Here is a 15,116-nt window from a genome sequence, read left to right on the forward strand (position 1 = left end):
TGCCTAACGGCATGTTTTTTTGAGCAAAAAAGTTTTAAATTCCTACTAAATAAAAAAAGCAGAAATTTATTCTGCTTCCCAAACACCATCTTTTAAAAATACATTTGCTTTTTGTTGTGCTTTTTCAACAATATCATCGGTGTAACCTAAAATTCCCAAAAGCTTTATAGCATTTTGAGTAGTTGATCTTCCTTCATGTATTTTATAATCAAAAGTTATTTCGTTATCTGCAATATTTTCTTGAAAATGATAATTAGAAAAATATCTTTCAAGTATGTGAGTAAGTTCTACATCATGAGTTGCAGCAACACATACACAATTATTTAAAGTTAAATATTTTAAAACTTGTGAAGAAGCCGATATCCTCTCTACAGTATTGGTTCCTCTCAAAATTTCATCTACAAAGCATATTGTTGGTATATCTTCATTTAAACTATCAATAATTCTCTTTAATGACTTAGTTTCTGCAATATAATAACTTTCATTATTAAATATGTTATCCTTTAATGCCATGGAAGTATATATTCTAAAATAACAGCACTTAAATTCCTTTGCAAGACATGTATATATGGTTTGTGCAAAAATAATATTTATAGCTAAAGTCTTCAAAAAAGTTGATTTTCCTGAAGCATTAGATCCTGTAATTAAAATTGAATCTGGCATTTCTATAGAATTAACTACTGTATTCTCTATAAGAGGATGACTGATATCTTTAAAGATGTTAATGTGTTCTGTCTTTTTACCACACTTAATTAACTCAGGAGTAACATATTCTCCAATTCTCTCTCTATAAGCAGCAATAGATATACAACTATCTATAATACCTATAACTTCAAATATAATTTTAAATTCTCTACTTCTTTCTACAAGTTTATTGGATACTTTTTCATAATTAATTAAATCTGTAAGAAACATTATGCTTATATATTCCATTACTAATCCCATATCTGTGGCATTATTGCTTGAATTAAATGATGCTTTTCTGATAGATTTCATTGATTTAAGGGCTTCATTTAACTTTTCATTATAGTCTTTTAATTCTTCTATTTCTTCTTTTGAAATCAATTGTGCATACTTAACTATCTTCACTATATACTTAAAAGCTTCTAATTTATACTTAATTTTCTTCTCTTCACTATAATATATAAACATGTTTATAGCCACAGCTGCAAGCATTATGGCAAAACCAACATGAACATTTATGAATGTAATAACCAATGATATAATAGGCACAGCAGCTAAAATTCTATAATAAAGTAAAGATGAATTTCTTTTTTTATCTTTATCATAAAAGTAATCTGATATAAAACAATTCCTTTTCTTACCTAATTTAGCAAGCAAATATTGTATGTTCTTTCTTTCATTTTCATTACTTTGAAAAAACTTAATTAATCTATCTCTCAATTTAAGTTCTTTTTCATCATAAGAAGGTTCTCTCAACATATTATATAAGTACTGTTCCCCAGGACTACTTTCGGTAGAATTTATTTTTTTAAATATGCTGTCCATATTCAAGTCATTCCATGTAATTTCATCTATAAAAAACTTATCTTTTTCATCCTCTTTTTTATTATTAAAATATTCAGAAACAGTTTTAAAGTCATCTTCACTATATTTTCTTTCTACATCCTTTCCCCATTCATCTTCTATTCTATATCTAATTTCCCTATTCTCTTTGAAATTTGATCCTAATGTAATTATAGTTCCTATAACCAAAACTACTAAGATATATCCTACAATTGTTGCCATTACTTCTCCTCCTTCTTAGATATCTTCAAAAATAATAAATCCATCTACTATTCTATTTTGTTTCATGCAGCATCAGCAGAATCCTTAGATACTCACTATATACTAAACCTGTCTCTTCCCAACCAATGTAAAATATCTATCATATCTAAACTAATTCTTTTCTTTCAGATGCCTTAAAAATATCCTCATGGGTAAGATGATTCTTACTTATGAGGATATTAAATATATATATTATAATATGTCCCAAAATTAAACTAACAATCATCTGGTCTTTTTCATAACTATGCTTAAAAATAATTTTAGCATATTCATAATCCCCTATGCTTGTTAGTTATACCATTCCATAATAATTAAATTTTTACTTATTTGCTTTTATACGTTCTGTAAAATCATCTATGACATTTACTAACTCTCCTACTTCTGGTTTACTTAACTGAGCATCAGCACCTACAGAAATTCCTTTATGCTTCAAATCACCTGTTATTAATGATGAGAATATTACAACTGGCAATTTTTTTAAAATAGGATGTTCCTTAATTTTTCTTGTAAGGGTATGTCCATCCATCTGGGGCATTTCAATGTCTGTAATTAACATTTGAACATCATCTATAAATTTATCTTTCTTTTCCTCTACTAAGTTTGCTAAATAGTCTAAAGCTTGTTTACCATCATCAAACATTAATAAATTCTTAAATCCAGCCTTGGTAAGCGTATCCTTCAATAGTTTTCTTATTAAAGCTGAATCGTCTGCTAACACTATTTTAACATTTGATCTATCTTTATAATCTACTTTCACAATTTTATCTTCACTTATACCCGTGCTTGGATTAATGTCTGTAACTATTTTTTCAAAATCAAGCAACAATATTATCTTGTTATCTAAAACAATATTTCCTATTACTAATGAATTTGCAGATATATCATCTGGTTTCATTATTTGTTCCCATCTAATACGATGAACTCCTAAAATATCATCTATGTTAAAACCTACTTTAACTTTATTAAATTCAGATATTATAACCTTAGATTTTTCATCTATTTCACTTTGTTTCTCCAATATGTATTTTAAATTTATTAATGTTATTATTTCATCTCTACATAATATAAGTCCACCTATTGCAGGATGTGATTGTGGCAATTTAGTTAAATTATCTACTTCTAATACTTCTTTAACTTTTATAACATTGATTGCATAATGTTTATTATTTACTACAAATTCCAGTATTTCAACTTCTCCAGTACCACTTTCTAATAATATATTTGTGTTCATAATTTTATCCCTCTCTCCATTTTAGTATTATTGAAAATTATAAAACAACTTTAGCTTTTCTATATTGTAAGTTAAAGTAAGTAGTTTAAATATATAATCTCATATAATGACAATATATGCAATAACTATATTTAAAATTTGATATTTAGTACAAATCTACACCTTTCACTCCAAATATTGGCTGCATGAAAGGTAATTTTAATTTCCTATAAATAGATATATTTCCTTTTACTTTAAGTTCTTTAGATACAAATACCTTAACATCTTCAAATTCAAGAACATCATAATTTTCTTTTTCAATTTCATCTTCGTAATAAATTTTTATGTTTAGACTCCTAGCCTGAGTCCTAGTACCATTTCATTCACATTCTACAGATCTGCTTATAAGTTTTATTACAAAACATAAGTTTTTATTTTTAACATATTTCAAAGCTTTACTTTCAATAGTTAGTTCAGTATCCATTTAATTTTACTCCTTACATGCTAAAATCAATTGGTATAATCACTTTCTTTATAATCAGAATCATATCCAGGTGCTACTTTACCACCTTCTTGGATTATTATAACTTTAATATTGTGTCTTTCTAATGCTGAAAGCTGCTTTCCTTCACCAGTAAAACTTTTATCTTCTTTGTACCAAGATTTTGATTTAAAATAACTCTTAAAGGGTTCTCCAAAAACATATCCATGTCTAGCAAATATTTCATTTCTAGCTAACTGAAGTTGTTTCTTACTTAATCCCTTTAGATCATTTTTAGTTATAGGTCTTTTATTGCTATATGGAAGTATATATTCATTTGAATTCTCATCTTTTTCTTCTGTTTGTTTTTTACTATCTTTTTCTGTATTCTGCTTTGTTGATGTTTTTTCATTATTATAGATAGTTTGATTATTTGAATCACTCGAATTATTATTCTTTCCTTTACTTAAATGCATATAAGTAATGCCAAAACCTACAAAAAATACAAGCACTATTGCTGCTGCCAAGGCTTTTAACTTTATACCTCTAGACTTTAAATTGCCAATTCTAGATTCTGATTTATTATCCACTTTATCAAATTCATTAGTATTAGATTCTATATTTATAGTATTATCGTCATAATCTCTTTTTTCTTTATGTTCTATGAATTCTACATACTCACCTTTTTCTACTATAGTATTTTCATCTAAATTATCTTCATTTCTTATAGTATCTTTTATTATATTATCTTCTGTCTCTCTATTTATATTGTCTTCTTCTATTTTATGCTTCGTACCACAAGATGGACAAAATTTATCCTTATTACTTAGTTCATATCCACATTTTCTGCATTTACTCATTAAAGAAATCACCTTACTTTCTCGTAATCCAAATATTATGTAGCTTTAGAAAACCTTTATTAATATAAAACTTAAAATTTCACTTATTCATTTTTGAACATATTTTTAATTTTATCTATAAAAAACTTTATAATTTTTAAAAACTTATTTTTATTCAACTTATCATTTTCTTTAAAATTATTATACTGTCTTTTTCCATATTTATTAACAGTTTCATCAGTTTTTTTAGTGGTAATAGTATTCCTATTATTACCACTAAATATATCATCATATTTATATAAATTCAACGCTTCTTCAAGATTATTATTATCCACTTTATTAAAAAAATCATTCAGAACAGCTTCATTTTCTACATTATTCATAACAAAATCAATGAATATATGTTTTGATGAATCTATTCCCTCAATATAAAATTCCTTACTTGGAATATCAAAAATATATCCTGCTTTTAACTCTGTATTAATCCTTTTTATGCTGCCTTTACATAAAAAAATAATATTTATAAAATTTTTGTTTTTAGGGACCTTCATATAAGTTATGAAGCCTATTCTTCTTCTCACTGGAAAAGGAAGCACTCTATACAAATATCTCAAAATTTCCCTGGAAATATATTCAATATAATTATTTTCACAATCAAGCACTACATAAATCTTTTTCCCATACTGTGCTGCATGAAAAGAAGCTTTAATAATATTTACAAATATCTCCTCATTTATAGAAGCTTTACTATACATTTCTTCTATAGAAGAAGTACCACTTAAAAACTCAGCTTTTCTAATTTCCTTAACTTCTGGAATAACATGCCCCTCATTTATATCATAATTATTAATAAACCCTTCAGAATATATTATTTTTTCCGGGTTCTTTATATAATCATCTTTTTCTTCTTCTGGAATTATGTAATTATGAGTAAAATATCTATTTCTTTCTCCTGTATAATCTCTTCCTACAAAAGCAGATTCACCAATTACCATACTACCTTCTTCTGTATTTACACAAAAAAGTGCTTTGGGATATTTGGACAAATCTTCTTCTCCTGCAAGACTAGCTGGAGCTTCATAAAAACATAAGTCATGTAATGTATTTATTATAAATTTATCCTGCAAATTGACACTCTTTGCCACAGTATCATACCCTGGAGTTTTGCTAAATATACCTCTTCTATCTCTAGTATAAAAGTGCTGCTCAATCATAGTTAATCCCTTCTCCCATCTAAATAGTTCATCTCATAAAGCAGCCATAAAAAAGGTTCATCTACCCTTATATGCTCTATACCAACATTTTCATCTATTTTTAAATTTTGAGGATTACACCCTAAAGAAGATACTGCAAAATATCCTGTAGTTTTAAAGCAAGCATCCATGGCACCTTTAAAAGGAGCATCAGCTTTCCCTAGAAATTTCATAACTTCTCCATTTATATTTTCAAACTCATTTAAATTAAAAAACTTTTCATGATTATAATTTCTAAAAATATTACTATTTTCACTTATGTATTCTTCATCTCTTAAATTTTTAAGCATATCACTTTTAGTTACCACCACTGCTGTAGGTATACTTGTCTTTTCGTGAGATTGTTTTGATATAAAATTTTCAAAGAAGTACACAATTATGTCCTTAGGTTCTTGATATTTTTCCGTAAAGTCTCCTTTAACTTCTTTATTCATAAGACTTATCTTTTTCCTTAAAGCTCTCATTTGAAGTGGATCCACAAGAAATATTATTCCATCCGAATTTTTTATATGCTCTCCATGCTTTTCTATATAACCCTTATCCGTCATTCCTTCTCCTGGTACATCATAAAAAATTAGAGTAATAGGAGGAATCTTATCATTTTTAAATTTCATATTTGCTATTAATGGTTCTATATGCTGTTTAGGTGTTGGATCCAGCATTATATTGTTATCAAAGATTTTTTCTTGATTTTCTCTTATTTCATCATTGTATTCAGAACTTCCTGCAATAAGCGATGCATCTATTCTCTCGCAAGTATATTTTTCAAGCACATATAATAGTGCAGTCATATAAACAGATTTACCTACCTGAGAAGCTCCAACTACTGAAATAACTTTTGAAGGCCCTCTACCAGCAGTTATAGGAAGCTCATTATGACAATAAGGACAAAGCCTTTCACTGGTACTTATATCATATTTATCTTTAATCTCTATAAGAACTCCATCCACTTTTGTCTTACTTTTTTCTGGAATATCCTGAGTTTTAATTACTGAATTTATTTCCGACAAAGGTGATTTCCCAGTTTTTCTATTGTATTCATTTAATAATTCATCTACTGTCTTTTCATATTCAGGGTCTCCTTCTTCTGCATGAGAAGCCCTAAAAACTACCTGATCTGTTTTAAACTTCTCAAAACAGAAGGGGCATTTTATCATAAAAGGTCCCTTTTCATAAGTAGCTTTTTTATATTCATTTTTCTTTTTATTCTTTCCATGAAAAATTTGAAAAAGACCCATAAGTCTCAACTCCTTTAAAATCACTGTTTCTTAAGATTATACATATTTCCATATTTCTCTGTATTCTTTATAAATAATTTTAAAAATTCATTTTTACCTACTGTAATTTCTGGCATAACATTTGTACCAGCATAAATATCTTCAATGAATTCAAAACATATTCCATCTTCCTTACTTAAAGGATAGGAACCTTGCTTTTTCACATAGCACAATACATCTTTACTTAAATTTACTTCTGAATATATACATATTTGCAGTTTTTTCTCCTTTGAAAAGAAACTGCCAAAAGACCTTACTTCTTTTATTTCATAGCAGATTTTAGGAGTACCTGTAGTTACCAAAATTTCATTTTTACCATCACTTTGTTTTAAAAGTGTTATCTCATTTTCTTGTTCAATTGCAGGAAAAATAAAATATCTATATTGATTTATTTCTCTTATAATTTCCACATAACCATTAAACTCTTTAAACTCTTCTTTAGTATACATTTTAACACTTTTTTCATTAATATTATCTAATTGAAAATCTTCAAAAATGTCCATTTTTACTATATAAACTATATTAATGTCCTTTGGCCATCTCCATCTTATTGTAAGGTTTTTTTTATCCAAATTGTAGCTTAAATCTTGTATTTGTTGCTCTTTATTAGTAAATTCTATAATCTTCATAAAAGCACCTCTTTTTAATTTTACTGAAACATATTGTTTGAACTGTCACCTTCATAAACATTAAAGTTCTTTATTTTATCCATATAAGAGGATTTCTTAGAATAGTCTTTTACATCTACTTTTACAGGTATAATGGTAAAAATCACAGCAATAACAATGTCTGCTATACATCTATGCAGCATTCCCATCCATGGTACATATAAAAATCCTGCTTCCATAATAATCCCTGCTGCAAGTCCTGATAAAATTCCACCTACTAAAAATCCCTTAAGCAAATTTTTGTTATCAAATACCAAGCTCACACTTAAAGCTATTAATGCTCCTAAGAAAGTAATAAACATTACTCTAAGGAATTTATACAATGAAGAAGCTTCATAAATTCCGTATCTCTTATCTACAAGAAGCCTTTGCTGTCTATCCCTATATATTTTATTAAATACATTTTTTAAATCTTTTATTTCCTTTACGTTATAGTAGTTTCCACCGCTTTCTTTAGCTATTTCCTTAAGCATAGAAAAATTATTGCCATTAGACATTCCAATAGTATAAATAGATATATTCTTTTCCTTAAAAGGTTTTAGAGTCTCATCAAACTTCTTACTTAAATCATATGTATCTCCACCATCTGATAACATTATAACCATGGCATTTTTATTTTTAGTTTCTGAAGATTTTATTTCACCATAAGATTTTTCTAAAGCATCTCTCATGTTAGTATTTCCTTTAGGATTTTGCATACCTTTTAACTTGTTCGAAACTTCTTCTCTGCTTTGTTTTGTAACCTGACTCATAGGAATTATTCTTTCTGCAGTATCATCAAATTTATACATAGAAAATCTATTATCTTTGTCCATATTATCTATAAGATTTAATGCTGCAGAAAATCTTTCATTATTAGGATCTGTATTCTTCATACTTCCAGATGTATCTATAGCAAATACTATATCATCCACCTTTTTAAACTTTTGCGTACTTATTTCATATAGAAATTGAAACATAGCTCCAAATACAAATAATCCAATTAAAGTACATGGAATTAATAATTTAAAAGAAGTTTTTAAATAGTTGTTTTTCCACCCCTGCCCATTTAATCTAGGACTTATCATCTCTCCTATAAGGCACATAGTTCCTATACAAAGTGCTAATATTCCAAAATATAATCCCATGAGAACAACTGAAGACGTAGTATATCTTAAAGAATTTAAAAGTATTTCTCCTAATATAAAACCAATTACCCCTCCAATTAAACTCATTATAATCATAGTTATATTTATTCTTTTCTCTACCAAAATTCGCCCCCCAAACTAATTTTAATTATATATTGTTCATCTACTTGATTTCTGGCAGCTCATTTATATTTATCCCATGGAATTCGTATCCACTTTTCAAACAAGCTTTATATTTGTCTATAGAATTTCTTATATAGAATATATCCTTGGCAGCAAAGCCACCCATTAAATTTAAATTTTCAATTCCACTTATTCTTTTTTCATGTACATATCCTATTTTATAATTTCTAACTTTCCTATCAAAATCAAAAGCATATTTTATAAAATCACTGCTGTAATCTCCAAAGAAATATTTTTCTGCATAACTCTTTACATCATAATTCATTATATAAATCTTAAGTGCTGAATTTTCTCCTAAAATATCATAAAGTTTTCTATATATTTCATCTTTAGATAAAACTTTATTTTCTAAATTTCCTGTATCCACATTAGATCTTTCGCTCAATTCCTCTTCAAAGGACTTTATAAAATCTGGCTGTGGCAAAATGTACTTATTGCAAAATTCTATTAGTTTCAAGATAAAATCTTCTTGAGTTCTTTTTATAATCTCAGAAGAATTTCCGAAATATTCTTCTCCAAAATAAAAATCTTCTCCATATTTATTTATAAGATTTTCTAATATATTATTTACAACTTTTGTGTAATAGATCTTTATATTCTGCCCTGTATAACTCTGCTGTTTTCTTACTATTTCATCTTCATATTTAAGAATTATGCTGTGAATATTTTTAGTTTTCTCAATATATTTGTAAATTTCTTTATGAATACTATTCAATGCAGCTTCGTATTTTTCTAATATTTTTATAAAAATGTTTAATCTTAAAATGCTAAGTTTTCTTCCATATACTTCTATGAACAATTTTTCTTTTACTTTATCAATATTTTTTCTTCTAGTAAAAATGTTTTTCAAACTAAATTCTTCTACAAACCTGCTTTCATATGTATTTTCAATTTCTTTCTTTAACCCTTCTATAGAATTTGAAAGAATCTTTTTTTCTTTTTTTATGTATTTAAAAACAATACTTTCTCCCTCACTCCAATTTAAAGCACAATACAAACCTAATTTGTCATTATTTAATACACTTTTTTCAACTAAAGCACTAAATTCATTTTCAAAATTAATATTATTAAGTTTTTTATCAGCATATTCTATAAAATTATTATTGAAAAAATTTTCACATCTATCCCTATATAACTCTTCTTCTATTTGTCTTAAATTAAGCTTTGAAAGTCTTTTTTCTAAAGACTTAGTATTATTCATCATTATGCTGTTCATATCATAAATTGTAACAGCTTTAGGCAAAATTCTTTCTATATTTAAAGCCACATTATCTTCATCTAATTTCAAAATACTAACTACAGTTTCTTCATCTTTTTCAGAAAATTCTTTTAATCTTTTTATAAAGTTTTCATAAAAAGCTCTAACTACAGTAATAGCAATAGCTTTATTAGGTCTTTTTACTACTGCAAGTCCTGCTGAAACATATCTATTTAAAGAATCATCTAAACTTATATTAGCTTTAAATCTAGTATTATCATAATACTGATTTTCTGTATCCGAGTAAGTTTCAATACTCACATTTCTATTTTTTAATAGATTGATGTAACCTATTATATTATAATTGTTTTCCATAGACTTTTCTGGTATAAGTCCTTTTTCATTTTTTTCTTCTAATATGTATGTAAGATAAAATACAGGTCCTTTTGCTTCAACTGAAAGTTCTCTTTCTTCTCCATATATCTCTATTTTTTCTTTAAAAGAAAATAGTTTTTTTTGCACATATTCCAATTCCCTAAAAAAGCTCATAGACATAGCCTCTGAAAAGAATTCATCTTCCACGTCTTTTTCTTTTATAAGTATATAAAGATCAGCAATCCCAAGCTTAAAAACTTCAAGCATTCTCTTTTTTACAAGCATAGTTATTTCAGGCAATATTATGTTTAGAGGATCATCTGAGGTTGTAACCACAGCAATATTTATATTTTCAAAAGAATTAAATAATTTTCCAGAACTTAATATCTTGTCTCTAACCATAGTTATTTTTTCATTTAAACAAGCAAGCATCTTCTTATCACTATAAAAGTTGTCTCTTATGTTTTTTCTTAAACTTTTTTTATCTAGATCACTATATTCTATCTGAAAATTGAATACATTATCATCATCTTCAACTTTTTCCTTTAAAACATTCATAAAAACTATAGCTTTTCCATTATCCCAATTACATCTTATATTGCTACTTATATGCTTTGAAGCATCTTTAGCACCCTCTCCTATAAACAAAAAAAGTATAGGATTATTTGCACTTCTTTGAGCATCTTCCTCAAAAATTTTTCTATCCGCATTTAAAGAGTACTCCTCAGCAAAACTTTCTAATATATCCTCCATCAAAATCCCTCCAGTACAAAAATATTGTGAAGCAAGTTAAATTGCAGTGGAAGTTTGGATTTTAACTTTTACTCCATGATATATGTTAAGTATTTCATCACTGCTAAATGTTTCTAATTATTCTAAAGCTCGAAGTTTTGGAAAACCTAAGAACTTTGTCAAACTCGGTTCCCTCAAACAAAACTAAAGTTCTAAGGCTTTCCCAAACTTTTCGCTAAGAATAATAAGAAACAATTTAGCTAATGTGATGAAATACTTAACATATATCACTACATAAAAGTTAAAACCCAAACTAGTAACTTCAAATGTACACATTCAATTACATTGTCATAGATAATTTTAGTAAATTGAAATTGTTTTAACATATGGTCTAATGCTTAAAACTCAGTCATTTCCTATTTTTAAGTATTCTGAACACTACACTTTTTATTGAAATCTATATCACAATGTAGTATGTGTACACGTAATGCACTAAGAAGTAACTTTCAACATATATCAGGCGGAATACAGTTGAAAGTTGCTTCGGTTACTTGCACAACATTATGTTTAAATACTTACTCTAATTGCTTCTTTACATCTTTTATCTTTGAAAACATGTTATTGTAAAATGCATAAAGTTCATCACCATTTATAAGATCATATTTTCTTGTATCTAGTTCTTCTAATGAATCTTTAACTTTGTTTAATAAAGCATCCACATTGGCTGTAAGTGTAACTGCTCCAGATTCCATAGAAAGTTCATCCTGCTTTTTATCTGAAGTTCTATCTATGATACTTCTTTCTCTTTCATCCAAGCTTGTGTATTTCTTAAATATTGCTTCTAACTGATATTCCTTTTGCTTTAAAGTATTTATAAAAGGTTCTATATTTACTTTACTGTCTTCACTACAATTATAAACATACATTAAGCCTCTTTTTACTATGGTATCTGTATACATAGCTCTTAAAAAAGCATCCATGTCCGCTTCTGACTTACTCATGTTCTTTATAATACCTTCAAGCTTAGCTTTTTCTTGTAGTATTTCTTCATACTTTTCAACTTCCTTTTTTACAAGTCCAGCAAGGCGTGGAGTTCTTATTAAATTATTTTTTGCTTTTTCTTCGCTGCTGCTTTCAAAAATACAGTATTGCTGTAAGTCACTGTTTTCTACAGGTTCTAATCCTTTTTCCAAAAGCTCTTTAATATCTGATAAAGCCTTTCTTATTTCACCTACATTAGGTCTATCCCCTTCTAGGTTTAATGAATAATTTTTCATAAAATCCTTAATATTAAAGTCTTTAGTCACAATACATCTGTATTTTTCATTTATGCTGTTTTCTGTGTCCACTATACATCCAAGCTTTATAGCTCTATCAAATACATCTCTTACTTCTTCATTATATTTTTTTACTCTTTCATTATAATAAGTTGTTCCCCAGGATTGTTCTGGTATAGGTGATGGTAAAAATACCCAGTTTCTATCTCCGTTTTGATATAGGTGTCTTCCTATACCATCAGTTTCAAATAAAGTTTTTTCATATACATCTTCGTATTGTTTTATTGGAGTATATGAATATAAAGGTACTCCATTTTTAGTATTTAACCAGAATATTCTATTAGTTACCATACTTTCTTTTATATTAATGGAATCTCCTTTTATATAGGACTTTTTATATTCCTTAATACCTTCAAGTACTTTTTTAGCATTCCTTGGTACTGAAACCATACTCCATGATGGGAAATTAAGCGCCTCTGTATTACTCATATAGAAAATTGGCACTGCATCTTTATCTAATTTTGGTGCAATTTCATCTTTAACTATGTTTATAATGGACTTATCCTCACCATATTCTAGTGTTAAAAACTCTTCCATGGATTGAGTTATTACATCACCATATTCTTCAGATACAAAGCTTGAAATTGATCCTACTACATCTATATGAACCTCATCAAGCCATTTGTTAGATTCCTCTAAAAGTTTATTTGAAAATCTTCTAACAATATCATCTGCACTTTGCTTATTTACAATGCTTTCTATATAATCCTTTAAATCAGGTACCTTTACTACTGTCCAGGAATAATTTCTTCCAAGAGCACCTTCTATTTCTTCACCTTTAACAAGGATTTCTCCATCGTCTTTAAATATCTTATTTAATTCATTAAGTATTTCAATATATACTCTATATATTTTATTGTTTAAGTCACTTAAATCTGAAATTACTTTGCCATAAAATTCTATCATTCTAAGAGTTCTTTCTTCTTCAGACTTTAACATATACTCTTCACTTTTAGCTTCTATATAATCATTTTTCTTTCCTTCTTTAGTAAACAAAATTGCCTTTCTAGCTTCTAGCATCTTGTCTTCTGCAAGTTCTCTTTTGAACTTTATCTCTCTTGAAATATTAGCTAATCTTTCCTGAAGGGATTCTACTTCTGTTTCTAAAGTCTTCACTACACAAAAGCTTTGATGAAATAACATTCTAGATGCATAAAAAGGTCCTTTTTTAGGGTCTTTAAATATTTCATTTATAAACTCTCTTGCACCCTTTACAACTTCACCAGGATATTGAGTTTTTACCTTATTATATTCATTTGTACATTCTCTTAAATATTCTTTCATTTCATCATCAATATTTACAGATTGTTTTTTTATTACATTATCATAGTTATACCTATCTCTTCCCTTATAACCCGTAAGAGGTTTTCTACCCTGAAGTTCACTTTCAAATCTATCTATTACAGAATCTTCATCAAGGTTAATCTGTCTTATAAAACGATCTGTTTCCTGTTCTGTAGGCATATTTTCAAACATATATTGAATTTTTTCAAAAAGCTTGTAAGCAAGGTATGTAGTTATCTCTTCCAGTGGTAATACTGCTGAAGATGCTCCTATCATTACATACTTATAACCTGCCATATAAGGTTTTGCCATGTTATCAGTATTCTGCTTTAAATTACTTATATAATCCTGTATGGCAAAAGCTCCACCAGATTCTCTTACTTCATTGGATATAAAGTTAACTATATTTTCTGCTGTAACATTCATACAGTAATCATAAGCATTGCTCATAGGTCTTCCATCTATGTTGGTAGCAGATATTAAATGACAAAGATTAAATGGAGGCATTGGTGAATCCACAGTTAATCTATTTCTGTACTGTTGTTTAAATCTTTCATGTCTATCAGCAATTCCCATAAGATAATCTAATTCCTTTAATGCTGCAAATCCATTTTTTATAATATAGGATTGAGAGCTTTGGTTATCAGAAGCCTTGGATAAGTTAACATCTGGTGTAAATAAATATCCCATTATATTAACTCTATCGTCACCTTTAACCCCTTTAATATTGTTAATAATCCCTCTTACTATATAAGCAATATCTATAAAGGTTCCGCTTCCTGTTCCACCTGAAAGTCCTGAAAGTATGAATACATGAAGTGTTTCATCTGTATCCTCTTGAAGACGTCTTATCTTTTTCTCAATACAATCTACTATTTCATTGATCTTTGTAAATAATAAAAGTCTTCCTACCTGTCTTATACCACCAGCACCATCGGTTCCACTTTCTGCTGAAAGTTCAGGTGCTAACCATTCTTTTATACAATCATCTAATATGTTTCTATCATTTAAAATTGATCTTATTTCTGCATTTGAAAGCATAACAAGCTCACTTTGAGGATCTAATCCTACTCCACCATTTGCAGGATATTTCTTATTTTTTTCGCCCTGATTTGTTTCAAATCCCAAAAATTCAACTTTTTCAGGTTTATCCTTTCTAGTATTGGATATTTTATCTTCTTCAAGGATAAATCTTTTATTTATTTGATATTTAAGTCTTAGCATTGCATCTATACCTGTTCCACCAAGACCTATTACAAGTATAGGATTTGATATAGTTTCTATACGTATTTTATCACTTATTATACCTCCACCCTTGCTAACTTCAAGGTCTTGAAGATGCTCTCTAATTCTAGTATTCATAA

Annotated in this window: 9 protein-coding genes; all 9 read right to left on the minus strand. The window is 27.7% G+C overall.

The genetic code is table 11. The features are described from left to right. Positions 1-66: 66 nt before the first annotated feature. The 9 genes from EG57_RS0223950 to EG57_RS0223990 all read right to left on the minus strand — a co-directional run bounded on the left by EG57_RS0223950 (position 67) and on the right by EG57_RS0223990 (position 15,114). A complete protein-coding gene (locus EG57_RS0223950; RefSeq protein WP_032079597.1) occupies positions 67-1,749 on the minus strand; it encodes a MutS-related protein in 1,683 nt (560 codons plus the stop codon). A 358-nt stretch (positions 1,750-2,107) separates the two neighbouring features. Next, positions 2,108-3,019: a chemotaxis protein gene (locus EG57_RS0223955; protein ID WP_029162795.1), complete on the minus strand. Its 912-nt coding sequence runs from the start codon at positions 3,017-3,019 to the stop codon at positions 2,108-2,110. Between the two features lie 489 nt (positions 3,020-3,508). Further along, a complete protein-coding gene (locus EG57_RS0223960) occupies positions 3,509-4,339 on the minus strand; it encodes a YARHG domain-containing protein (RefSeq protein ID WP_032079598.1) in 831 nt (276 codons plus the stop codon). Between the two features lie 83 nt (positions 4,340-4,422). Further along, a complete protein-coding gene (locus tag EG57_RS0223965; RefSeq protein ID WP_032079599.1) occupies positions 4,423-5,532 on the minus strand; it encodes a GAP1-N2 domain-containing protein in 1,110 nt (369 codons plus the stop codon). Between the two features lie 2 nt (positions 5,533-5,534). Beyond that, positions 5,535-6,809 (minus strand): TRAFAC clade GTPase domain-containing protein, encoded by a 1,275-nt coding sequence (locus tag EG57_RS0223970; protein ID WP_032079600.1) that lies wholly within the window; start codon positions 6,807-6,809, stop codon positions 5,535-5,537. A gap of 20 nt (positions 6,810-6,829) precedes the next feature. Then, a complete protein-coding gene (locus EG57_RS0223975; protein ID WP_032079601.1) occupies positions 6,830-7,477 on the minus strand; it encodes a hypothetical protein in 648 nt (215 codons plus the stop codon). 20 nt (positions 7,478-7,497) lie between these two features. Then, entirely contained in the window at positions 7,498-8,766 is a 1,269-nt protein-coding gene (locus tag EG57_RS0223980; protein ID WP_032079602.1) for a vWA domain-containing protein, read from the minus strand. A 40-nt stretch (positions 8,767-8,806) separates the two neighbouring features. Next, complete coding sequence (locus tag EG57_RS0223985; RefSeq protein ID WP_032079603.1) at positions 8,807-11,152, minus strand: synaptonemal complex protein 1; 2,346 nt, start codon at positions 11,150-11,152, stop codon at positions 8,807-8,809. Positions 11,153-11,706: 554 nt separating this feature from the next. Then, positions 11,707-15,114, minus strand: a complete 3,408-nt coding sequence (locus tag EG57_RS0223990; protein WP_032079604.1) for a tubulin-like doman-containing protein — start codon at positions 15,112-15,114, stop codon at positions 11,707-11,709. Positions 15,115-15,116 lie beyond the last annotated feature (2 nt).

Origin of the sequence: Clostridium drakei, from assembly GCF_000633595.2 — a bacterium.
GTDB lineage: Bacteria > Bacillota > Clostridia > Clostridiales > Clostridiaceae > Clostridium_AM > Clostridium_AM drakei.

Coding starts and splice junctions, on each gene's coding strand:
- EG57_RS0223950 (WP_032079597.1), bottom strand. CDS start 1,749: ATGGCAACAATTGTAGGATATATCTTAGTAGTTTTGGTTATAGGAACT.
- EG57_RS0223955 (WP_029162795.1), bottom strand. CDS start 3,019: ATGAACACAAATATATTATTAGAAAGTGGTACTGGAGAAGTTGAAATA.
- EG57_RS0223960 (WP_032079598.1), bottom strand. CDS start 4,339: ATGAGTAAATGCAGAAAATGTGGATATGAACTAAGTAATAAGGATAAA.
- EG57_RS0223965 (WP_032079599.1), bottom strand. CDS start 5,532: ATGATTGAGCAGCACTTTTATACTAGAGATAGAAGAGGTATATTTAGC.
- EG57_RS0223970 (WP_032079600.1), bottom strand. CDS start 6,809: ATGGGTCTTTTTCAAATTTTTCATGGAAAGAATAAAAAGAAAAATGAA.
- EG57_RS0223975 (WP_032079601.1), bottom strand. CDS start 7,477: ATGAAGATTATAGAATTTACTAATAAAGAGCAACAAATACAAGATTTA.
- EG57_RS0223985 (WP_032079603.1), bottom strand. CDS start 11,152: ATGGAGGATATATTAGAAAGTTTTGCTGAGGAGTACTCTTTAAATGCG.
- EG57_RS0223990 (WP_032079604.1), bottom strand. CDS start 15,114: ATGAATACTAGAATTAGAGAGCATCTTCAAGACCTTGAAGTTAGCAAG.